The 22,346-nt window shown below is 36.2% G+C and carries 19 protein-coding genes and 2 pseudogenes; 7 read left to right on the forward strand and 14 right to left on the reverse strand.

Annotated elements, in window-relative coordinates; all coding sequences use genetic code 11:
* Nucleotides 1-144: 144 nt before the first annotated feature.
* The 6 genes and pseudogenes from cspC to DPQ31_RS25605 all read right to left on the reverse strand — a co-directional run bounded on the left by cspC (nucleotide 145) and on the right by DPQ31_RS25605 (nucleotide 5,548).
* Nucleotides 145-342: a cold shock protein CspC gene (cspC, locus tag DPQ31_RS25580; protein ID WP_002045823.1), complete on the reverse strand. Its 198-nt coding sequence runs from the start codon at nucleotides 340-342 to the stop codon at nucleotides 145-147.
* Nucleotides 343-468: 126 nt separating this feature from the next.
* Complete coding sequence (locus DPQ31_RS25585) at nucleotides 469-1,173, reverse strand: ComFC family protein (RefSeq protein ID WP_000543522.1); 705 nt, start codon at nucleotides 1,171-1,173, stop codon at nucleotides 469-471.
* The gene (gene comFA / locus DPQ31_RS25590; RefSeq protein WP_199632670.1) at nucleotides 1,173-2,522 is read right to left on the reverse strand and encodes an ATP-dependent helicase ComFA; all 1,350 of its coding nucleotides are present in this window, start codon (nucleotides 2,520-2,522) and stop codon (nucleotides 1,173-1,175) included. The genes DPQ31_RS25585 and comFA overlap by 1 nt, the downstream gene beginning before the upstream one ends.
* Before the next feature lie 126 nt (nucleotides 2,523-2,648).
* Nucleotides 2,649-4,059 (reverse strand): annotated as a pseudogene (locus tag DPQ31_RS25595) (NlpC/P60 family protein).
* A 160-nt stretch (nucleotides 4,060-4,219) separates the two neighbouring features.
* A complete protein-coding gene (locus DPQ31_RS25600) occupies nucleotides 4,220-4,534 on the reverse strand; it encodes a winged helix-turn-helix transcriptional regulator (protein WP_000400857.1) in 315 nt (104 codons plus the stop codon).
* Between the two features lie 171 nt (nucleotides 4,535-4,705).
* Nucleotides 4,706-5,548 carry a DegV family protein gene (locus DPQ31_RS25605; protein ID WP_000844773.1) on the reverse strand — a complete coding sequence of 281 codons (843 nt, stop codon included), beginning with the start codon at nucleotides 5,546-5,548 and terminating at the stop codon, nucleotides 4,706-4,708.
* A gap of 238 nt (nucleotides 5,549-5,786) precedes the next feature.
* Here DPQ31_RS25605 and DPQ31_RS25610 point away from each other — a divergent pair, with 238 nt between their 5' ends.
* Together DPQ31_RS25610 and DPQ31_RS25615 are read left to right on the forward strand one after the other, a co-directional pair.
* The gene (locus DPQ31_RS25610; RefSeq protein WP_000926675.1) at nucleotides 5,787-6,422 is read left to right on the forward strand and encodes a YigZ family protein; all 636 of its coding nucleotides are present in this window, start codon (nucleotides 5,787-5,789) and stop codon (nucleotides 6,420-6,422) included.
* A 73-nt stretch (nucleotides 6,423-6,495) separates the two neighbouring features.
* Nucleotides 6,496-7,626, forward strand: a complete 1,131-nt coding sequence (locus DPQ31_RS25615) for an LCP family protein (RefSeq protein WP_208731184.1) — start codon at nucleotides 6,496-6,498, stop codon at nucleotides 7,624-7,626.
* Nucleotides 7,627-7,666: 40 nt separating this feature from the next.
* Here DPQ31_RS25615 and wecB read toward each other — a convergent pair whose 3' ends face one another.
* Nucleotides 7,667-8,782: a non-hydrolyzing UDP-N-acetylglucosamine 2-epimerase gene (gene wecB, locus DPQ31_RS25620; RefSeq protein ID WP_208731185.1), complete on the reverse strand. Its 1,116-nt coding sequence runs from the start codon at nucleotides 8,780-8,782 to the stop codon at nucleotides 7,667-7,669.
* Between the two features lie 74 nt (nucleotides 8,783-8,856).
* Complete coding sequence (locus DPQ31_RS25625; RefSeq protein ID WP_208731186.1) at nucleotides 8,857-10,227, reverse strand: UDP-glucose dehydrogenase family protein; 1,371 nt, start codon at nucleotides 10,225-10,227, stop codon at nucleotides 8,857-8,859.
* Between the two features lie 435 nt (nucleotides 10,228-10,662).
* Between DPQ31_RS25625 and DPQ31_RS25630 the strand changes: the two genes are divergently transcribed.
* The 3 genes from DPQ31_RS25630 (at nucleotide 10,663) to DPQ31_RS25640 (ending at nucleotide 15,461) form a co-directional block, all read left to right on the forward strand.
* Complete coding sequence (locus DPQ31_RS25630) at nucleotides 10,663-11,736, forward strand: UDP-N-acetylglucosamine--undecaprenyl-phosphate N-acetylglucosaminephosphotransferase TagO (RefSeq protein ID WP_000378305.1); 1,074 nt, start codon at nucleotides 10,663-10,665, stop codon at nucleotides 11,734-11,736.
* Between the two features lie 207 nt (nucleotides 11,737-11,943).
* Nucleotides 11,944-12,681, forward strand: a complete 738-nt coding sequence (locus DPQ31_RS25635) for a polysaccharide deacetylase family protein (RefSeq protein ID WP_087970402.1) — start codon at nucleotides 11,944-11,946, stop codon at nucleotides 12,679-12,681.
* Nucleotides 12,682-12,785: 104 nt separating this feature from the next.
* Nucleotides 12,786-15,461 (forward strand): sigma-54-dependent transcriptional regulator, encoded by a 2,676-nt coding sequence (locus DPQ31_RS25640; RefSeq protein ID WP_097958754.1) that lies wholly within the window; start codon nucleotides 12,786-12,788, stop codon nucleotides 15,459-15,461.
* A gap of 170 nt (nucleotides 15,462-15,631) precedes the next feature.
* Here the strand turns inward: DPQ31_RS25640 and exsM are convergent, their stop codons facing one another.
* The gene (exsM, locus tag DPQ31_RS25645) at nucleotides 15,632-16,045 is read right to left on the reverse strand and encodes an exosporium regulatory protein ExsM (RefSeq protein WP_000207041.1); all 414 of its coding nucleotides are present in this window, start codon (nucleotides 16,043-16,045) and stop codon (nucleotides 15,632-15,634) included.
* Nucleotides 16,046-16,234: 189 nt separating this feature from the next.
* Here exsM and DPQ31_RS25650 point away from each other — a divergent pair, with 189 nt between their 5' ends.
* Complete coding sequence (locus DPQ31_RS25650; RefSeq protein WP_208731187.1) at nucleotides 16,235-17,416, forward strand: chromate transporter; 1,182 nt, start codon at nucleotides 16,235-16,237, stop codon at nucleotides 17,414-17,416.
* Nucleotides 17,417-17,454: 38 nt separating this feature from the next.
* Here DPQ31_RS25650 and chbG read toward each other — a convergent pair whose 3' ends face one another.
* From chbG to DPQ31_RS25675, 5 genes are all read right to left on the reverse strand, one after another.
* The gene (gene chbG / locus DPQ31_RS25655) at nucleotides 17,455-18,159 is read right to left on the reverse strand and encodes a chitin disaccharide deacetylase (protein WP_000593458.1); all 705 of its coding nucleotides are present in this window, start codon (nucleotides 18,157-18,159) and stop codon (nucleotides 17,455-17,457) included.
* A gap of 50 nt (nucleotides 18,160-18,209) precedes the next feature.
* The gene (gene celF, locus DPQ31_RS25660; protein ID WP_000145766.1) at nucleotides 18,210-19,535 is read right to left on the reverse strand and encodes a 6-phospho-beta-glucosidase; all 1,326 of its coding nucleotides are present in this window, start codon (nucleotides 19,533-19,535) and stop codon (nucleotides 18,210-18,212) included.
* Nucleotides 19,536-19,538: 3 nt separating this feature from the next.
* On the reverse strand, nucleotides 19,539-19,862 hold the full coding sequence (locus DPQ31_RS25665) for a PTS lactose/cellobiose transporter subunit IIA (protein WP_000989054.1): 324 nt from the start codon (nucleotides 19,860-19,862) through the stop codon (nucleotides 19,539-19,541).
* Nucleotides 19,863-20,044: 182 nt separating this feature from the next.
* A complete protein-coding gene (celB, locus tag DPQ31_RS25670; protein WP_001168852.1) occupies nucleotides 20,045-21,352 on the reverse strand; it encodes a PTS cellobiose transporter subunit IIC in 1,308 nt (435 codons plus the stop codon).
* A gap of 16 nt (nucleotides 21,353-21,368) precedes the next feature.
* Complete coding sequence (locus DPQ31_RS25675; RefSeq protein WP_001023563.1) at nucleotides 21,369-21,671, reverse strand: PTS sugar transporter subunit IIB; 303 nt, start codon at nucleotides 21,669-21,671, stop codon at nucleotides 21,369-21,371.
* Nucleotides 21,672-22,071: 400 nt separating this feature from the next.
* Here DPQ31_RS25675 and DPQ31_RS25680 point away from each other — a divergent pair.
* Nucleotides 22,072-22,346, forward strand: a pseudogene (locus DPQ31_RS25680) (polyamine aminopropyltransferase); the annotation flags it as partial.

The following is a 22,346-nucleotide window of genomic DNA, read 5'->3' on the forward strand; positions in this document are numbered from 1 at the left end:
ATAACTGTGGACAATTCGTTACAGAAAAGAAACAACTTTTTGACAATTCGCCCCATAACAAAAACCTCTTGCGAAAAACAAGAGGTTCTACTATATATATAACGTTGCCACAAACGCAGCTTTCTCTTCCCAAAAACAATATCCCTACAGTTTCACAACATTAGCTGCTTGTGGCCCACGTGCTCCATCTACAATATCAAACTCCACTTGTTGCCCTTCTTCTAATGACTTATACCCATCTTGTTGAATAGCAGAAAAATGAACAAACACATCCTCACCATCTTCACGCTCAATAAACCCAAATCCCTTTTCTGCATTGAACCATTTCACTTTTCCTTGCATGTTCATTCCATTCCCTTCACTCTAAAAATCAGGGCATTCGCCCCATATTCTGACTATAACGAATGACAACTTACGAAGTCAAAGAAGACTTATCGTCTTTTTATTATCTCTTTCGACAGTTACAGATTAACTTCTACAGAGCGTCAAACTAGAAACTTCATTTGCCCCTCTATCGTATAAAAGACTGCCAATTTGTCTAACTGTAATACCTGTCGTATACACATCATCAACGAGTAAAATATGTTGCCCATGAAACATCTCTTCCCCCTGAAAATAAAAAGGATTGCTTCCCAACATCCTTTCTTTGCGCGTCTTCTTACTTTGTTTTTCTGTTTCCCTTCTTCTTAATGACGGATAAGAAAGACCAACAGGCAAACAAGCTGCTAATAGCTCAGCTTGATTAAAACCACGTTCATATTCCCTTTCCTTACTAAGCGGAACAGCGATAACGGTTGAAACGTTAGCAAAATACTGTTGAAATAAACTTCGAAAAGGGCGATGAAAAATACGAACTAACTCAGCATCACCACGAAACTTAAACTGCGCTAGTATTCTTTTCATCTCATTATCGTACATGTATAATGAACGATTTTTTAAAGGTCGATAACTCTCCACATTCATCCATCGTACACAATCCTTGCAAATGTCACCTTCTTTATATTCAGCTGGCAATGAATCTAAAGACCGTCCGCACTCTCTACAAATCTCTCCTATAATATAAGAAATTTTTTGCTCACATCTATCACATATATACTTTTTGTGAGCCTTAACAAAAAAATTGTACCAACTAATCGCGTATGAAATATCCTCATCACAAAGTAAGCAATGCATTAATCGATTAACCCTTGTTCTTTCGCATTTTTGTTCATACTTCGAATGTGTTTTTTCGCGCGCACCATCGCCTCTGTCTTACCATAATGAAAATAAATGACCTCTCCATACGGCTCTTCAAAACTACGACCTACCCGGCCTGCAATTTGTACGAGTGCACTTTCTGAAAATATTTCTTCTTCCGTCCCTAAAACCGCAACTTGCAAATTTTTCACCGTTACTCCTCTCTCCAAAATCGTCGTTGTAACTAATAAAGGAATTTCTCCCTTTCTGAAAGCTGCAACTTTCTCTTTTCTCATTGGATCTTCTGCATGCACACCGGCAACTCTATCGTCTAACAACTTCAATAACAGACTCATTTCTTCTATATATCGCACATGGGGAACAAATAAAAAAATGGGGTGCTTTTTATTTAAGTATACTTTTAACCATTGTAGTAAAACTTGAGGAATTCTTTTATTGATGAGGCTTTTCTTCCAGTTTCCGCACCAACAAAATTTGGGGACTGGCAACGGATGACGGTGATACCGTCCAGAAACAACGATACCTTTTTGTTTCCCCTTTCTAAGGTTATGCTTCCACTCTTCATCTGGAGTTGCAGTTAAATAAATACATGCCGCCTTCTCTTTCATCGCTTGTTTTACCGCATACTGCAACATTTGATCTGCATGGTATGGAAAGGCATCTATTTCATCTACAATCATGACATGAAACGCTCTATAATAACGCAATAGCTGATGGGTGGTCGCAACGACTAACGCTGCATCTTTTTCCCGATCTAAACTCCCACCGTATAAAGCAGCTACATTTATATTCGGAAATACTTCTTTCAATCTCGGTGCTAATTCAAGTACAACATCCGTTCTCGGCGTTGCGATACAAACTCTTTCTCCTTTTTGAAGTGCCTCTGCAATACCATAAAACAACATTTCTGTTTTTCCAGCGCCGCACACAGCCCAAATAAAAAACGATTCTTTCTGTTTAACAGCCCCCATAACACCTTGCGCAGCCAACTCCTGGCCAGTAGATAAATTTCCTTTCCACTGTAACGGATTTACATCCATTTCTCCTTCTTTTTCGGCAATTCCGCGAACAAGTACAGCACATTCACTAACTCTCCCCATCGTTATGCACTTCCGGCAATATGTGCAGACTTTACTACACCTTTTACACAAAAATGACGAAAAGAGTCTTTGTGCTATATTTCCGCAACGCTGACACATATATGTAGAAGCCTTATTTTTTACACCTTTTACACATACGACCTCTCCCTTCTTCTTCAAATCATCTAAATTATCCCGTACGTCTGTAGAGAGTTCTTCTAATAATAACTGTTTCCCAGATAACATGGACCATCACCTCTAGCACACTATAAACCTTTCCCGTAATTTCGTAAAAACTCAAAAAAGCCGATAACCTACTTATAAAATAGTAAGCTATCGACTTTATACACGTGTTTTATTCGTTTATAAATCCTAGAATCGACCGTATCCTAAGAAATGTTTTTTGTTGTATGAACTGTTAATATCACCGTACGCAATTCCTTTATCACTAGCATGAATCATTTGGCCATTACCAACGTAAATACCGATGTGAGATGGACCTGCTTTATAAGTACCTTGGAAGAATACTAAATCTCCAGGTTGTGGGCTACTTACTTTAGAAACTGAATTCCAGTAACCGTTAACGTCTTGACGACCTACACCAAAGATGTAAGAAATGAATCCACTACAATCAAAACCACCTTTTGATGGAGATGCACTTCCCCAAACATATGGCATACCTAAGTATTGTTGTGCTTTACCAATTACGCCACCCGCATTTGAAGCTGGAGCTGGCTCTGGTTGTTTCTTCTCTTGTTTAGGTGTTTCTTGTTTAGGTGCTTCTTGTTTAGGTGCTTCTTGTTTAGGCTCTTCTTTTTGAGCTTGTCCACCGTTGTTCGCTGGTGCAACTTGTTGAGCAGGCGCTTGCACTTCTTTAGCAACTTGTTCTGCTTGTTTTTGAGCAGCGGCTTCTTGTGCAGCTTTTGCTTGTGCTTCCTGTTCAGCCATACGTTGTAATTGTAATGCTTGTTTTTCAAGCTCTTTCAATTGATCTTCCGTACTTGTCATCGTCGTTACAACTGTATCCATTTTACCACTTAAATCGTTTACTGCTGTTTCTTTTTTCGCTTTTTCAGCGTCAAGTTCTTTCTTAGCAGTTTCAATTTGAGCTTGCGCTTCTTTTAATTCTTTTTGTTTTTCTTTTACTGTTGCAACATCCTTTTTCACGTTCGCTTGATCTTCTTGTTGTGTTTTCATGATATCTTCGTCAGACTCAAGAATTTTAGAAACAGAAGTTAAACGATCAACTAAATCTGCAACGTTTTTAGAGTTTACAAGAACTTCTGTTACAACGTTCGTATTCGGCTGTTCTTGAAGCGCAACTAAACGTTTTCTTAATAAATCTTCACGTTTTGCGATTTTCGTTTGTAGTTCCGCAATGTCTTTGTTTTTCTTTTCGATTAATTGCTCAGTATCAGCAACTTTTTTCGTTGTTTCATCAAGCTTTGAAGCATTTTCTTGAACAGACTTATCTAAACCTTGAATTGTTTTATTTAATTCGTTCATTTGTTTTTGTAATTCATCACGTTCTTGTTGTTGTTTATGTAAAGTGTCATTTTGTGTATTAATTTGTGATTTCACGTCAGAAATATTATCTTCTGCAAATGCATTTGGTGTTAATCCTGAAAACATTAACCCTGCAACTAATGCGCAAGACGCCATTTTTAGCTTTTTCATTTTATCTTTTACACCGCTTTCTTTTTCTTTTTTTCCGTATATAACCTATAAAATTTATACCATAATTCGGGTTTTTTTTTACCAATGTTACGCTTTTGTAAAACAAATGTAATATTATATGTGCATCTAGCGCAAAATACGTATATTTTTGTATGTATGTGTAGAATTTTTTAATTTTTCCTCATTGTTATAAACAAAGAAAAAACGCAAGGTGCCCCTTACGTTTTATTAAATATACGAATACAAATATAAATGAAATTGAAACGCTATTTCATCCATTTCTCAGCCCAATTTTGGACTTCATCCATAACACTTTCTAACGCTTTTCCTTTATCAGTTAAGCCATACTCGATTCGAACTGGTACTTCTGGATAAACATTACGAACTACAATGCCTTCGCTTTCCAATTCCTTTAAACGCTCTGACAACATACGATCGCTCATATTCGGTATAATATCTGCGATTTCTCTAAAACGTTTCGACTCTTCTAGCAAAGATTTAATGATTAAGCCAGTCCATTTTTTACTAAGCAAAGTAAAAGCTGACTCAAACTTTGGACATAAACAAGAATTATGCTCCATATGTTTCACCTCTCTTCTATTATAATATAGTTTCTTGTAAAAAGTAAGTTATAAAACTTTCCTCATATTTTATTTTACGTACATTTTATCATTTCCAAATATTAACTTGTCAACTATACGTAACATTTCCGTAAAAAAACCCTCTTCAAAAAGAGAGCCTTTTCTATCTTATTACTTCGTATACCATCCAAGACCAAGTGCACCTTCACCTAAATGCGTACCAATTACAGCACCAAAATAACCCGTGCGAATTGCGACATGAGGATATTTTGCTTCTAATTCTTGCTTCCATTCATTCGCTTCCTCTTCACGTTGCGCATGAATGATAACTGCTTCCATAGGTACACCTTTACTTGCTTGTTCATCAAAAATTTCAACGATACGTTTTAGCGCTTTTTTACGTGTACGAATCTTTTCAAATGGAATAATGACTTTCTCTCTAAAATATAAAACTGGCTTCACTTGTAGCAAGCTACCGATGAAAGCTTGCGCACTATTTAATCTTCCACCACGTTGTAAATGATGTAAATCATCCACTACAAAATATGCGTCCATCGTTTGCTTCATTTCATCAAAACGAGCGATAATTTCTTCTGGTGTTTTTCCTTCACTTGCTAATTTCGCGCCTTCACGTACATAAAATCCTTGTACTTCACAACTAATTTCAGAGTCATACGTATATACTTCAATACCCTCTACCATCTGTCCAGCTGTCGTTGCTGTTTGGTATGTACCACTAATGCCACTTGAAAGATGAATACTAATAACTGCATCATATTCTTTAGATAATTCTTCGTATAACTCTAAAAACTTTCCAATCGCTGGCTGCGAAGTTTTCGGAAGTTCTTCCTGCTCACGTACTTTTACATAAAAATCATCTACTGAAATTTCAGCTTCTTCTTGATAAGATTCTGTTCCAAACACAACGTTTAATGGAATCATATATATATTTAGTTCGTCACGAATATGCTTCGGTATATATGCTGTACTATCAGTAACAATAGCTGTTTTCATTCTCGTACCTGCCTTATAAAAAATTTTTATCCCCTAATTTTACACGAAAACTAAAAAAGGTGCATCCATACATAAAAATACCGGTTGAGAATTATACTCAGCATCTCGACAAATTACAACAAAAAGATAAAATACTCATCAAAAATTTCAGCTTATTTATAAAAAATGTTTGAATATAAAAACGCCCGCTTTTAAAATGTAAAGTACTAGTCATTTTGACAGATAGGGGCGTATATCATTGTTATTACAATATTTAACAATAAAAGACTATGGCGAACACGAAATTGTCATTCAAAAATCAAGATTTATTTGTTATGTAAATAGAGCTACAACTGAAGAAGAAGCGCAGGCGTTTATACAAAAAATAAAAAAACAGCATTGGAATGCAACACATAACTGTTCAGCGTATTTAATTGGCGAACAAGATCAAATTCAAAAAGCGAACGATGACGGTGAACCGAGCGGCACAGCTGGTGTACCTATGTTAGAGGTATTAAAAAAACGCGGTTTAAAAGATACTGTTGTTGTCGTTACACGCTATTTTGGTGGCATTAAACTCGGTGCAGGTGGATTAATTCGCGCATACGGAAAATGTACAAGCGAAGGCATTAATCACGTCGGCATTGTCGAACGAAAACTAGTGCGGGTTATACAAACCGAGATTGATTACACTTTACTTGGCAAGCTAGAAAATGAATTACGCAATTCAAAATATGTCATTAAAGATATACATTATTTAGAAAATGTCACATTCGATACGTTTGTAGAAGAAGATGGAAAACAAGCATTCACAGATTGGATGATTGAATTAACAAATGGGAAATGTACAATTACAGAAGGAGATATGTTGTACTTAGAGCAAGATCTTATCTAAGAATAATGAAATTATCACCTTTAAAGATTAATGTAGTGAAGAACTTCTCTACAATGAACTAAGGAGATTATATATGGAAGAACGTTATCATCATCTCCAAAATCGCAGAATAAAAAAGAAGCGAAGAAGAAAACTTTTCTACTTCTTTATTTTCGCATTTTTATTTGGCAGTGTAGGAGTCTATATATTAAATTCCTACACTTCTCTTATGGGGATGTATAGTGGATTTAGTCGTGAAAAATCGGATTTAAGAACTAAAGATGTAGAAATTACAAAGCAACCTTTTACAATACTCATTATGGGTATAGAAGATTATGCAACAGATGGTCAAAATGGGCGTACAGACTCATTAATGTTTGCGACAGTCAATCCGAAAACTCAAAGGATTTCACTTATGAGTATTCCTCGGGATAGCCGCGTTCCAATTGTTGGAAAGGACAAAGAAGATAAGATTAACGCTGCGCATGCTTATGGTGGAGAACAAATGGCAATCAAAACTGTCGAAGGTTTTCTAAAAGTTCCTGTAGACCATTATATTAAAATTGATTTCCAAGGCTTTAAAGGTATCGTTAATGCTGTTGGCGGTGTTACCGTTGATGTCCCTTTCGATTTTTGGGAGCGCTCTGACGTGGATTACTACAAAAAAATCCAATTTAAGCAAGGGCAACAAAACTTAAATGGTGAAGAGGCACTCGCTTACGTCCGTATGCGAAAGCAGGATCCAAACGGCGATTATGGCCGAGCCGCTAGACAAAGACAATTGCTAGCCGCTGTTGCTCAAAAACTGAATTCTGCCTCTACTGTATTTAAAATTAAAGATTTAACGACTGTCGTTGGAAAATATATAAAAACCGACATTCCTATTTCAGACGGACTTGCTCTTTACAATAAACTTTCTGGTTTTGATCCTTCTACAATACAAACGTTAAAACTTGAAGGAGAAGACAAAAAAATAGGCGGTATTTATTACTTCCTTCCGGATCCAATCGGTGTAGAGACGGTACGTAATGAAATAGAAAAAGAACTAGGGGAAAAAGCAAAAACTCCAACAAATCCAAATACAAAAACCGATTCATCAAATCCTGACTCAAATTCTAACTCTAACGAAAAAGCAAAGAAAGAAACAAACCCGAACAAAACACCAACTGAGCCGCCCCCTTCCACAAATGCTCATGCAGAGTGGATTATGAGAAATCAGGAATAACAAAAAGAGCCAAATCTTATAAGATTTGGCTCTTTTTTATTTACTTATTAAAGTGTTGTAAAATTGATTCAACAATACGCTCTGATGCACGACCATCACCGTAAGGGTTAGATGCTTGCGCCATCTTATCATGAGCTTCTTTATCAGATAGTAACTCATCAGCAAGATTAAAGATTGTCTCTTCATCTGTTCCTGCTAATTTTAACGTACCTGCTTCAATACCTTCTGGGCGCTCTGTTGTATCACGTAGAACAAGAACTGGCACGCCAAGTGATGGTGCTTCTTCTTGAACACCGCCAGAATCAGTTAACATTAAGTATGAACGAGCTGCAACATTATGGAAATCAATTACATCTAGCGGCTCGATTAAATGAATACGGGTATGTTCTCCTAAAATATCATTTGCTGTTTCACGAACAACAGGGTTCATGTGAACAGGGTACACGACTTGCACATCTTCATGTTTATCAACAAGGCGCTTAATTGCACGGAACATATTACGCATTGGTTCACCTAAGTTTTCACGGCGATGCGCTGTCATCAGTACAAGGCGATCATTTCCAAGTTTCTCTAGTACCGGATGACTGTATGTTTCTTTTACAGTCGTTTTCAGTGCGTCAATCGCTGTATTTCCTGTTATGAAAATGCGTGACTCATCTTTATTTTCTCTCTGTAAGTTCGTTGCTGATTTCGCTGTCGGTGAGAAATGAAGGTCTGCCATTACACCTGTTAATTGACGATTCATCTCTTCTGGATATGGAGAATACTTATCCCATGTACGAAGTCCAGCTTCAACATGACCTACTGGAATTTGATTATAAAAAGCAGCTAAGCTAGCAATAAATGTTGTTGTTGTATCACCATGTACAAGGACGATATCAGGCTTTGCTTCTTTCATTACTTTGTCTAAACCTTCTAAACCGCGCGTTGTAATATCAATTAAAGTTTGACGATCTTTCATAATATTCAAATCGAAATCTGGCGTAATTCCAAAGATGCTTAATACTTGATCTAACATTTGACGATGTTGTGCTGTTACAGTCACAATTGATTCGATTTTTTCTGGATGCTTTTGCAACTCTAATACAAGAGGTGCCATTTTAATTGCTTCTGGACGTGTCCCGAAAATTGTCATTACTTTTAAACGTTCAGTCATTTTATTGCCTCTTTTCTCTCACTAGTTACAGTTTCTATTATGACGTATAAGAATAAACAAGGAACTTGCTCTTTTTATCGAATAGTAGCAACATGATTATTACAAACATTCTTTCGTCCCACTGAGTAGTAATCTATCCCTTGCTTTCTAGCATCCTCATTAGTATAACAATTTCTCCCATCAAATAGAATAGCCTCCCCCATAAGTTGTACATACTTTTCTAATGGATATGTTCGAATAGATTCCCATTCCGTTACGATAAAAACTGCACTCGCGCCTCTAATCGATTCATCTATACATTCAGCATATTGTATCGTCTTTCCAAATGTTTGTTGTACATGCTGAATTGCTTTCGGATCGTATACAACTACATCCGCACCTATATTAATCAATTCTTGTATGATAATAAGAGATGGTGCTTCTCTAATATCGTCTGTATTCGGTTTAAATGCTGCTCCAAGAACTGCAACCCGTTTCTTATTCATATTTATTACTTTTTTCGCTTTTTCAACTAATAACAACTGCTGCTTATTATTCACTTCAATGACCGCTTTTAACAAACGAAAATCATGAGAAACATTTCCTGCCATTTGTACAAGTGCTTTCGTATCTTTCGGAAAACACGATCCCCCATATCCAATGCCCGCCTGTAAAAAATGGGTACCAATTCTCTTATCCATCCCCATTCCTTTTGCTACATCTAATACATTTGCTCCTACCTTCTCACATATATTTGAAATTTCATTAATAAAGCTAATTTTTGTAGCCAAAAATGCATTAGACGCGTATTTAATCATCTCTGCACTCTTAATATCTGTAATATACGTTTGCAAGCATAATGCACTGTACAAATCCTCTACTTTCCGTGCAACTTTCTCATCATCCGCTCCAATTACAACACGATCACCATGGAAGAAATCATAAATACCGGAACCTTCTCGTAAAAACTCTGGATTCGATACGACATGTAATTTGTGCCTCCCTTGTAACTTCGCCTCAATCCATCCCTGCATCGCTTCATTTGTACCTACAGGAACTGTACTTTTCGTAACAACAATAATATCGTTATTCACGTACGTCCCAATATCCTCACACGCACGCTTAATATACGTTAAATCAGCTCTCCCATTTGCTAATGATGGTGTTCCAACCGCAATAAATATAAATTCAGCATTTTTAAAAGCTTTTAATATACTTGTTGTAAAAGTTAACTTTGCACACTTATACGCATCATGTATTAATTCATGTAAGCCACATTCATAAATAGGTAAATCCCCTTGTTTTATCCGTTCAATTTTTTCATAATCTATATCAAAACATGTGACCGAATGTCCCAGTTTTGCCAAACCTACTCCTGTAATTAATCCAACATATCCAGTACCAATTATCGTAATTTTCATTTCCCCTTCGCACAGGAATATACAATAGAAAATATACGAATACATAGAATTCTCCTGTGCTTCCTCCTCTCATATTAAAAATGAGAAAACATTTTACTTCTCTATTATATGAATTACCTTTTCCATACTTTTTTAAGTTTTTGTAAAATTACATAAGATAATATAAATTACCATATTTTAACACGAGACTTACTCATTTCTACGTGTAACACTTATAATACTGAAATAAAAATACTCACTATAGGAGAGGCGCGAAAATGGTCTATTATAAATACCAACAAACGCAACCTTCTTAAATGAGCTAACATTCTATATACAATTGTCATATCTTCTATTCACTTCCACTTACTACAAAAAGAAAAAAAGATTGAATTCTAATCTTTTTGTGATACCATATGTTATGAGCCTGCAAATAAACATCATAATTTTCAGATAAATAAACTAAAAAATTATGTTAGACTATAAAAAGGTGGGGTATTAATGGACTCACAAGTGATTTATGCCATTTTGGCATCTTTCATCACTGTACTCGTCGTTACTCCTTTAGTTATTAAATTAGCTTTTAAAATAGGAGCAACAGATAAGCCAAATGCGCGTAAAGTACACCAAAAGATTATGCCTCGTCTTGGCGGATTAGCAATATTTATCGGTGTAGCTGTAGGATTTGTTGTTGGCGGGTTATATGAACAAAGAATGTTATCGATAACATTAGGTGCGATTATCATTGTAATCATCGGGATTTTAGATGATATGTACGAACTATCTGCGAAGGTAAAATTCGGTGGACAACTATTAGTTGCAGCTATGATTGTAAAAAGTGGATTATTAGTGCAAGTATTATATATTCCAATCCTCGGGGATACTGAACTCGGATGGCTTGCTTATCCAATTACAGTGTTTTGGATTGTAGGTATTACAAATGCAATCAACTTAATTGACGGATTAGATGGATTGTCCGCTGGAATTTCATCTATCGTACTTGCAACACTGGCATATATGGCCTTCACTAGCCCATGGGGTACTGGAACAGCTATCATTTTACCTCTAGCACTAATTGCACTTGCAAGTACACTTGGATTTTTATTCTATAACTTCCATCCAGCAAAAATTTTCATGGGAGATACAGGAGCACTATTTTTAGGATACTGTATTTCTGTCATATCGTTACTTGGATTATACAAAAGTGTAACGTTATTCAGCTTCATCGTTCCAGTTATCATTTTAGGTGTACCTGTATTTGATACGGCATTCGCAATTATCCGCCGTATCGTAAATAAAAAACCTATTTCAGCGCCAGATAAATCGCATTTACATCACCGTTTGCTTGCAATGGGATTCTCTCATCGTAAAACGGTACTAATTATATACGCATTCGGTATCTTCTTTAGTGTAAATGCCATTATTTTCACTAGTGCGACATTATGGTTATCCATTATTCTTCTTTTCATTTTAATCTTCTTCACAGAAATCATTGCTGAAATAATCGGCCTTGTACACGAACGTTACAAACCAATTATTTCCTTCTATAAAAAAATGAAAAAACGCGAAGACTAATTGTAGTATAGCCTTTACAATTATGAAATATTCAAATAGCATCCTCTTTCTTTGAAGAGGATGCTATTTTTTATTTTTTACTCCTTATTTGACATTTCCAAAATATAGATTGTTTGAGAGTCCCTTTATTGGAGAAAGATATACATAATAAAAAAAGTATTAAATTTTATTTTTTACATCTTGATTGTCAAACTGAGGGTGAATGTTATGATCAAGCGAGTATTTCAATGTATCATTTTATTTTTCACAATTACTATATACACGTCATCTAATTCTGAAGCAACTACAATTATTCCTGCTGAACATCATCCAAATGCTGAAACGACCTCTCCTACACAAAAGATTGCGTACTTAACATTTGATGATGGACCAAACAAATATACGATGCAAATTTTAAACATTTTAAAAGAAAAGAATGGAAAAGCAACCTTCTTTGTTATTGGTGGAAAAGTACCGCATTACCAAAAGACGATGCAGCGATTAATTAAAGACGGACATTATATTGGACTTCATAGTATGTCACACGATGTAAAACGCCTTTATACTGGCGATCCTTCCACTTTAATTACAGAAATGGAACAAACTCAAAACATTGTCCAGCAAGTTACAAAATTAAATACACACCTCGTCCGCGTTCCATACGGTAGCATGCCTTACTTAAAAAAGAATTATCGTGATGCTCTTGTATCAGCTCGATATAAAATGTGGGATTGGACAATTGATACATATGATTGGAAAAGCTATGACAATCCTTCTGCCATACTAGAAAGAGTACGTAATCAAAGTGATGAACAAGTCGAAGTTATTTTAATGCACGATTCAAGTGTCACTGTACAAATACTGCCAAAAGTAATCGATTATTTACAGTCACAAGGATACAAACTTCTTCCTTATAATCCCTCTTCCCATCTCGAAGTTAATTTTTGGAAAGACACAAGATTGTAACAGCTTTAGTGCCTATATGCTAAAGCTGTTTTATTTTTCTCTTCCCACCCTTCTCATTTTTGTGTAAAATTTTAAATAGTGATGAAGTTTCGAGGTGAATAGAAATGAAACGAATAGATCTCATTTTTAACGCAATACAAGAAGGAAATTACACAGAAGGTATAACCGCATTAGAACTCGCTACCCTGTTGCAACTAGATCGTGCCAATGTAAGTAGCGACTTAAACAAACTTGTAAAAGATAAACGTTTATTAAAAACAAATACGCGCCCTGTTCGTTTTCATATAGAAACGAACACTTCGTTGGAAACGCATTCAAAAGACGTGACTTCACTAGATACATTTGCAATTGAAAATACGAGCCTTAAAATCGCAATTGAAAAGGCGAAAGCTTCTATTCTCTATCCTCCAAACGGTATGCATACTTTACTACTAGGAGAAACAGGAGTCGGAAAATCTATGTTTGCTTCTTTAATGCACGAATATGCAATTGAAGTTGAACAGCTTCCAAAAAAGGCACCATTTATCGTCTTTAACTGTGCTGATTATGCAAACAATCCACAGCTACTACTTGGACAGTTATTTGGGATCAAAAAAGGAGCTTACACAGGTGCGAATGATCAAAAAGGGTTAATTGAAAAAGCACATGAAGGAATTCTTTTCTTAGATGAAGTACACCGCCTTCCTCCAGAAGGACAGGAAATGCTCTTCACTTTTATTGACCGCGGAGTATATCGCCGCCTAGGAGAAACAGAAAACGAGCGTAAAGCACAAGTATTAATCATTACTGCAACAACAGAAGAACCAAATTCATTTTTATTAAAAACATTTACAAGACGTATACCGATGACTGTCACGCTTCCACCACTTCGTGAGCGTACACATAAAGAACGCTTTGCTTTACTACAACTATTTTTCACAAATGAAGCAATTCGGCTAAGGAAAGAAATTCATGTTAGCCCGAACGCAATGCGTGCTTTCGTCTTTTACAATTGTCCCAATAACATCGGTCAATTAAAAACAGATGTACAAATCGCCTGTGCGAAAGCTTATTCTGATTTTGTAACAAAGAAACGTGATTCTGTCTATGTTTCAAGTACAGATTTACCTTGGTATATGAAAGAAGGGCTATTTATTGAAAGAAAGAGCCGTCACCTTTACCAAATACCAAATGAAACATTTGTATTTACGGGAGATGAAGGTTGGAGTAAACATAAAGCAGAAGATGAAAAACGGTCTTCTATTTACGACTATATTGATTATAAATATGAAGAACTTCAAGCACGCGGTATTGAAGAGGAAGAATTAGAATTACTAATAGAAAATGATATTCAAAGCTTTTTCGTACAATATTTTAACCAAATGTCCAAAAAGACAAGTCATGAAAATGTTTTTAAAATTGTTGATCGTAACATCGTTTCCGTATGTGAAAAAATTGCGGAGCTCGCTGAAAAACATTTATCTAAGACGTTTGATGAAAAAGTCTTTCTCGCATTAAGTTTACATGTACAGACAACTCTACAACGTTTACAAAGCGGGAAGCAAATTCATCACCCACAATTGAATCAAATTCGTACGAAATATAAAGAAGCTTTTTCCGTAGCTATGCAATGCATTCAACTACTGGAAGAAGAATTACAAATAACCATGCCCATGGATGAAGCTGGCTTCTTAACAATGTTCTTCGTTGTTGATCCAATTCCTGCTTCCCAAACAGAAGTAAAAGTATTAATATTAGCGCACGGTAATGGCATCGCAACAGAAATGGCAAACGTTGCAAATGAACTCCTCGGTATTGATGAAGTGACCGGTATTGATATGCCACTACATGAATCACCGAAAGATTTTTTAGAGCGGGTTAAAGTGTATATGAAAACACTTCAGAATGTAAACGGGCTTCTCTTACTTGTTGATATGGGGTCTCTTGCTTATATCGGTGATATATTAGAAACTGAATTCAAAATTCCTGTACGTGTCCTTTCCATGACAAGTACTCCACACGCACTAGAAGCAGCTCGAAAAGCTCAGCTCGGCTATTCATTAGATGCACTATATGAAACAGTAAAGAACTTAACGCCGTTCTATTTAAACGTACAAGAAGAAAAGAAAAAGCCACTATCACCAATGAAGTCTGTTATTTTAACAGCTTGTTTAACTGGTGAAGGAAGTGCCTTAGCTATTCAAAAAATGTTAGAGAACTATTTACGATTTGATAAAGACTTAATTGAAATTATTCCAATTAGTATCGTCCATGAAAAAGATTTAACGAAAATGATTGAGAACATAAAAAAAGAGCGTAATATCATTTGTATCGTCACAAATTTCGATGTGCAAGTTCCATGTTTAACATATCATTTCCAAGATATTGTGAACTACACAGCGATTCAGCCAATTCAAGAATTAATTACGTATGAAGAGACATATGCGAAAATGGCCGATATTCTTGAACAACAAATGCAGCGTAACGACGGGGCATTACTAATTAAAACAATTCGTTACGCACTAAATACAATTCAAGAATTAATTTCCTTGCAGCTAACTCCTGATAGCTTAATGGGTGTTATTTTGCATATGAGCTGTATGGTTGATCGTCTTCAAAAAGGAGAAAAACTTCTTCCTCATCCTGATAAAGAAAAAAGAAGACAAGATGAGTACTGGATGTATATGAAAGTGAAAAAAGCATTACAACCAATTGAAAATACATTTGAAATACAAATACCAGATGATGAAGTATTTTATATCATGGACTTCTTTATTAAAAATCAGCCTGTTAAAAGTTAAACAAGTAACCTTTAGCGACACTCCTTCGAATAAAGTAAATGCTTTTACGGGCAGTTAATGCAGGATAAATTTATATCGACGATTTTCAAAATATATGAATGTATCGTCAATACACATCATCCTATCTAATTCGAAAAGGCTGTTCCAATTTTTTGGAGCAGCCTTTTCATTTACTTCTTTACCTTTCTAATCCGCCCTCTTATTTCTCCTTTTTTATGTGATTTCGTATGAACATTTACATATACATTAGCTTGAATAATTTCTTGGAGAAAATGAACAAGGGATTTTCCTTGTAAAGGCCCTTCGAATTCCTCCACATTTACGGCACCAGTAATGCTTCCCTCATTCAAACTAATCCCTTGCTCTAGCGGACCGTATAAATAGAAAACAACGGGACCAATTTGACTGGACTTCCCTAAATGAATTTGACACGATGTGACCTTTTCTATATTTTTTAATATTACCCTGTAATGCAACTTCGTTAAATCATCACTAAAAATAAACTCTGCTACCCCAAAAGCTTCTGTATTTACAGGAGGCAATTCCCTCTTCCCTGTTAACCTAGCAAAAAAGTGTGTTGTCATAGGGCATTCTCCTTATATCAATTTCCCAGCACTTCTTTTACTACTTTATGGTTTACACATAATCATTTATGACTTTTTCAACTTTTAATTACGAAGAAAAGATTCACAAAATCTTTACATAAGAATCATTTCTTTTGCTTTACCACCTCTTGTATAATGCACATAGAAAAAACTTTCTAGGAGGTTACTTTGAAAAATAACAACTACTCTTTTCGATTATTAGTAGAGATTTTTCTCGTCTCATTTAAATTAGGACTTACTTCATTCGGCGGTCCTGTCGCTCATCTTGGTTATTTTCATCATGAATACGTGCAAAAAAGAAAATGGATGGATGAAAAAAGTTACGGAGACTTAGTAGCACTGTGTCAATTCCTTCCTGGTCCCGCTAGTAGTCAAGTCGGTATGGGCGTTGGATTATTAATGGGCGGGCTATTAGGAGCAATTATCTCTTGGATTGGTTTCACCCTCCCCTCTGTTCTCGTTTTAGTCTTTTTTGCTTCATTCCTTAATCAATTCGAAATTGGAAGTACAGGATGGATTCATGGACTCAAACTTGTAGCAGTCGCAATTGTCGCTCATGCAATATGGGGAATGGCTCAAAAGCTAACTCCGGACCGAAACCGTGCAACAATCGCCATTGTAACTGCCGCGATTGCCTTGTTATGGCCAAGTAGCTGGACACAAATCATTCTCATTTTACTTTCAGGGCTGATCGGCTGGCTTTTATATAAAACTCCTCAAAACGCCCAAGTCTATAAAATACAAATTTCTATTTCAAAAACGATGGCTAGTTCTTGTCTCATTTTATTTTTCGGACTATTACTATTGCTACCAATACTGCGACCGCTCTCTCCTCATATCGCATTATTTGATAGCTTTTACCGTTCTGGTTCTCTCGTATTTGGCGGAGGGCACGTCGTACTCCCTCTTCTTGAAAGTGAGTTTGTACAGAACGGGCTGATGACAAAAGAACAATTTTTAGCTGGATACGGATTAACACAAGCGGTGCCAGGGCCTCTCTTTACATTTGCTTCTTATATAGGGGCAGTGCTAAACGGAACCACTGGAGCAGTAATCGCAACAATCGCTATCTTCCTTCCTGCCTTTTTGCTCGTTATTGGTGTTTTACCATTTTGGGACAGTGTAAGAAAGGTACCCGCTATACAAGGCGCATTACTCGGTGTTAACGCCGCAGTTGTCGGTATTTTAATTGCCGCTTTTTACGATCCAATTTGGACGAGTACAATTATGAATGCTTCAGATTTTGTCTTTGCATCTCTTCTTTTTGGCTTACTAACTTTTTGGAAAACACCGCCTTGGATTATCGTTATACTCGGGGCTTTTGGTGGATATGTTATATCTATTTTATAAATATAAAAAACGACGGCCACTTAGCCGTCGTTTTCCTATTAAAACTTCACAAGCTCTATTCCTTCAGGTAACTCACTCTCCGTTAAAATACGCAATTCTTTCACACGATCCATTACGTAAGAAGAACGTTTCACAAGCTCTGGATCAATATACGCTGGATGTACCATAATTTCTATCGTTTGTTCATCCTTCACTCTTCCTTTTAACTTGGAAAAGTAATCTTCCGTCACACCATCCGCGTAAAAATCGCTATAAAACACATCAGAAAATGGGCGCACTGCTCTATCTTCCTCACAACGACGAATCGGAACGTTATATTTACTTGCTAACATCTCAAGAACATCGTGTAAAACCTTTAATCCATGCACATGATGATGACTATCTAAATGAGTTGGTGTTAATCCGTAAGATAAAAATTTCTCAATTTGAGCAGTCCATTCTCTCTCAACTTCTTCAGGATTTATATTCCCTTCCCTTACAACACGTTGTTTATGGAACGCCCCATCTTTCCCTACAAGGGATGGTACATCCTTTAAAAGTGGTTCTCCTGCCGTTAATACGAGATGCACACCTACTCCTAACGTTTTATAATCTTTCGCTAAGCGTACGGCATGTTCTGTTCCTGGCATATTCATCATCATTGTCGTTGAATTTACAAGTCCATTTATATGTCCATCAATAATACCATAATTTGTACCTTCTGTAAGACCGAAATCATCTGCATTTACAATCAACTTAATCATCATAATACCTCCTAATAGAATAAAAAAAGCGGGCTAAATAGCGCCGCTTTTTACTTCTCTACCTTTTTAAAGAACTGTGGAAGATATTCTTTATGTGCTTCCAACATTTCATCTAAAATTTGTTTTGCAACTTTATCTGATGGTACAAGTGGATTAATTGTCATAGCAAGCAGCGCCTTATGATAATCCCCTGTAACAGCAGCTTCAATTGTTGTGCGCTCAAATGATTTAATTTGCTGTACTAAACCGCGAACTGGTACTGGAAGATCTCCGACCGCAATTGGTTTTGGACCTTCTTTCGTAATAATACAGTTCACTTCAACAGCAGAATCATGTGGTAAACTTGCAATTGTTCCGTTGTTTCTTGTATTAACAGGCTGGATATCGCCTTTATTATTGTAAATAGATGTAATTAAGCTACATGCTGCATCACTGTAATAAGCTCCGCCACGTTTTTCTAATTGTGGTGGCTTAATATCTAAATTCGGGTCTTTATATAACTCGAATAAATCATTTTCTAATTGTTTTACTACTTCTGCACGTGTACCTTTTTCAATTGAAGCTTCTTTCTCTTCTTCTAACATTTCACGTGTTTTGTAGTAATAACGATGATATGGACATGGAATTGCGCGAAGACCGCGAATAAAGTCTGGCTCCCAATTAAGAGCAGCGATATTTTCCATCGTAATTTGCTTTTCTGGATCTGTTACAAGCTCTAACACTCGATCCATTACACTTACGCCATCTAAATATACGTCTAATCCGTATACCATATGGTTTAAACCTGCGAAATCAACATGTACACGACTTGCATCTACTTCAAGTAATCTCGCAAGACCCATGCGAATTCCGATTGGAACGTTACATAGACCAACTACTCTTTGAATATTTGTATAGCGAAGGACAGCTTCTGTTACCATACCTGCTGGGTTAGCAAAGTTAATTAGCCATGCATTTGGACAAAGTTCCTCCATATCTTTACAAATATCTAAAATAACAGGAATCGTTCTCAGCGCTTTAAATAAACCACCAGGACCATTCGTTTCCTGACCGATTACATCATATTTTAACGGAATTGCTTCATCTTTTGCACGTGCTTCTAATAAACCGACGCGAAGCTGTGTTGTTACGAAGTCAGCACCTTTTAATGCCTCGCGGCGATCAAGTGTTAAATGCACTTCGATTGGTAAACCTGATTTTTTCACCATACGTTTTGCTAAGTTACCAACGATTTCTAACTTTTCTTTTCCTGCCTCAATATCTACTAACCAAATTTCACGAACAGGAAGCTCATCATAACGTTTAATAAATCCTTCAATTAACTCTGGTGTATAACTAGATCCACCGCCGATTGTAGCAATTTTAATTCCAGTCATGCTTTATTCCCCTTTCGCTTCAAGCTTTTTATAAAGATCGATAAACTCTGCTGCTAATTCTTTTACTGTAATAGAATTCATTAAATGATCTTGTGCATGGATTAAAAGAACACTAATCTCTGTTTTTTCTCCTCTTGCTTCTGATTGTATGAGCTCTGTTTGGAAATGATGCGCTTCATTAATCGCTTCTTTCGCCTTTACCATCGCTTCATCTGCTTCTGCCATTTTCCCCTGTTTGGCAAATTGAAGTGCCTCCATTGCAAAGCTTCGTGCATTACCACTATTTAAAATCAATTGGAATGGAATTTGTTCTGCTGTAGTCATCATAATTACCGCCCTCTCTATTATGGTTCAACCGATTTAAATACCCCTTCAGTTTGAACATGTCTATTAAATTATTATTTTATGAATGATAGTTTGGTGTTCTTATAGATGTTTTTCATCTTTTTGAACATGATATAAAGGTAATTGTTCTGACGAGCTATACAAACTCGTCAGAACAACACTTTTTAAAGTGATACTGAATTGTCGTTTCCTTTTGTTTCAGCTTTCGCAGCTTGTACATACGTACGGTCACACATTAATACGAATGGATAGTAAATAACTACCGCGATTGCAAAGTTTACAAGCTGTAGTACAGCACCAGCAATACTTCCGCCCGCTACAAGATAACCACTAAAGATTGGTGGCATTGTCCATGGAACTAAAGCAACTGTTTTTGGTACCCATCCTAAAGAAATTGCTGTATAAGAAGTAATTACTAATACAACTGGTGTAAGTACGAATGGAATGATTAACGCTGGGTTTAATACAATTGGTGTACCGAAAATAACTGGTTCGTTAATATTGAAGAAACCAGGACCGATAGATACACGGCCTACACCACGAAGTTGCGCACTTTTTGCAACAAGCATTACCGCTACTAAGAATGCTAATGTTGCACCTGATCCACCGATGTATACGTATACATCAAAGAATGGCTTTGTGAAAATGTGCGGTACATCATATGCAGACATACCATCGTTAAATAATTTAATGTTCTTTTCTAGTGCTGGTAAATAGATTGGGTCGATAATACCACCGATAATATTAGGACCATGTAATCCGAAGAACCATAATACGTGAATAAGTAATGCGATAATAATTGCACTTGGTAACGTACCTGCTAAACCTTGTAATGGTAATTGAATTGTTTCAAATACGATTTTATGAATACTTGTTCCCGCTAATTTCACAGCTAATTGAATACTTGCTGTTGCGATTAAAATAACGAATGCTGGAACTAATGCTGCGAATGATTTCATTACTGCTGGTGGAACACCATCTGGCATCTTAATTGTAATATCCCTTTGAACAAAGAATCTGAATACCTCGGTTACAAGAAGAGCTACAATGATAGAAACGAATAAACCTTGTGATCCTGTCCAAGCTAAATCAATACCGCCTTCTTTTGGCGTTGTCGGAGATATAATAATTAATGCACCGAATGTAATAATTGCTGCTGACAACGCATCTACACCGTAAGATTTCGCTAAATTATAACTTATCCCAACTGCGGCTATGAGAGCTAATATTGCAAAGGACCCTGTCCACATACCACCGCCGATATCTTTCCAAACATCCCCAAATGCACCCTTCATAAGTTTTTGGAATGCATCAACTGGTAGATTATTTATAAGTACTGCAAACGATCCAACTAAAATAAGAGGCATAACTGCGATAAAACCATCACGGATTGCAACTAAATGACGCTGCGATCCGATTCTTCCTGCGACTGGAACTAAATATTTCTCCATAAATGCAATAAATTTTTGCATTTCGCTTCCCCCCTAATTATTTTTTAAGTGTTAGTGCGTGATCTAAAACTGCTTCTCCATTCATCATGCCGTAGTGCATTGGATTAATAACATCAATTCCAACGTTTTTCTCATCAGCAAGCGTTTTCATTGAAGAGAGCATGTAACGAACTTGTGGTCCTAATAATAGTACATCTGCTTGATCGATATTGTTTTTTACTGCATCCCCAGATACAGCCCAAATCTTTCCTTCTAAACCGCGAGCTTTTGCAGCCGCTTCCATTTTTGTAACTAGTAAACTTGTAGACATCCCTGCTGAGCAACATAATAAAATATTCATTTGAAAATCCCCCTTGTGTAGTATAAAAAGTTTATGTTATTTATTTTTCTTTACGCTATTTATTAATGCAATTATCGTGCCAACTTTTTAAAACCACTAAAATCAGCGCTTTTTCGAGCATTTTCTTTGTGTGTTAACGCTTTCAATTAGTGTGTCCCCCCAAAAAACACACAGTGTGTTATAAAACAACACACTTTTAACACATAACTGTATGAAAATAGATTAGTGTTTAGTTGTCTAGTTGTATTTAAAATAAAAAAACACTAAAAAAATTTTTCAGCTTGAAAATCCAGTAAAAAAATAAACCTCTCTTGAACACACTCTTCTATCTATTGTCCAAGCAAACTCTACTAAATTACATAGAATAAAATAAAATAACACAATTCGAAAGGGGATTCCTATGCCAAAACATAGAAAACAAAGCAAAATAAAGATTTATAGAATAACAAGCTATACAAAAGACGAGCGCTCTGAATTAGAATCTGACAAATTTGAACTAGAACAGCAGGAAATAGAAAATAAGCAGGACAAGCACGACAAACAGGACAAACAGGACAAACAGGACAAACAAGACAAACAGGACAAACAGGACAAACAAGACAAACAGGACAAACAGGACAAACAGGACAAACAGGACAAACAGGACAAACAGGACAAACAGGACAAACAAGATAA

The organism is Bacillus sp. COPE52, assembly GCF_003355115.1.
Taxonomy (GTDB): domain Bacteria; phylum Bacillota; class Bacilli; order Bacillales; family Bacillaceae_G; genus Bacillus_A; species Bacillus_A toyonensis.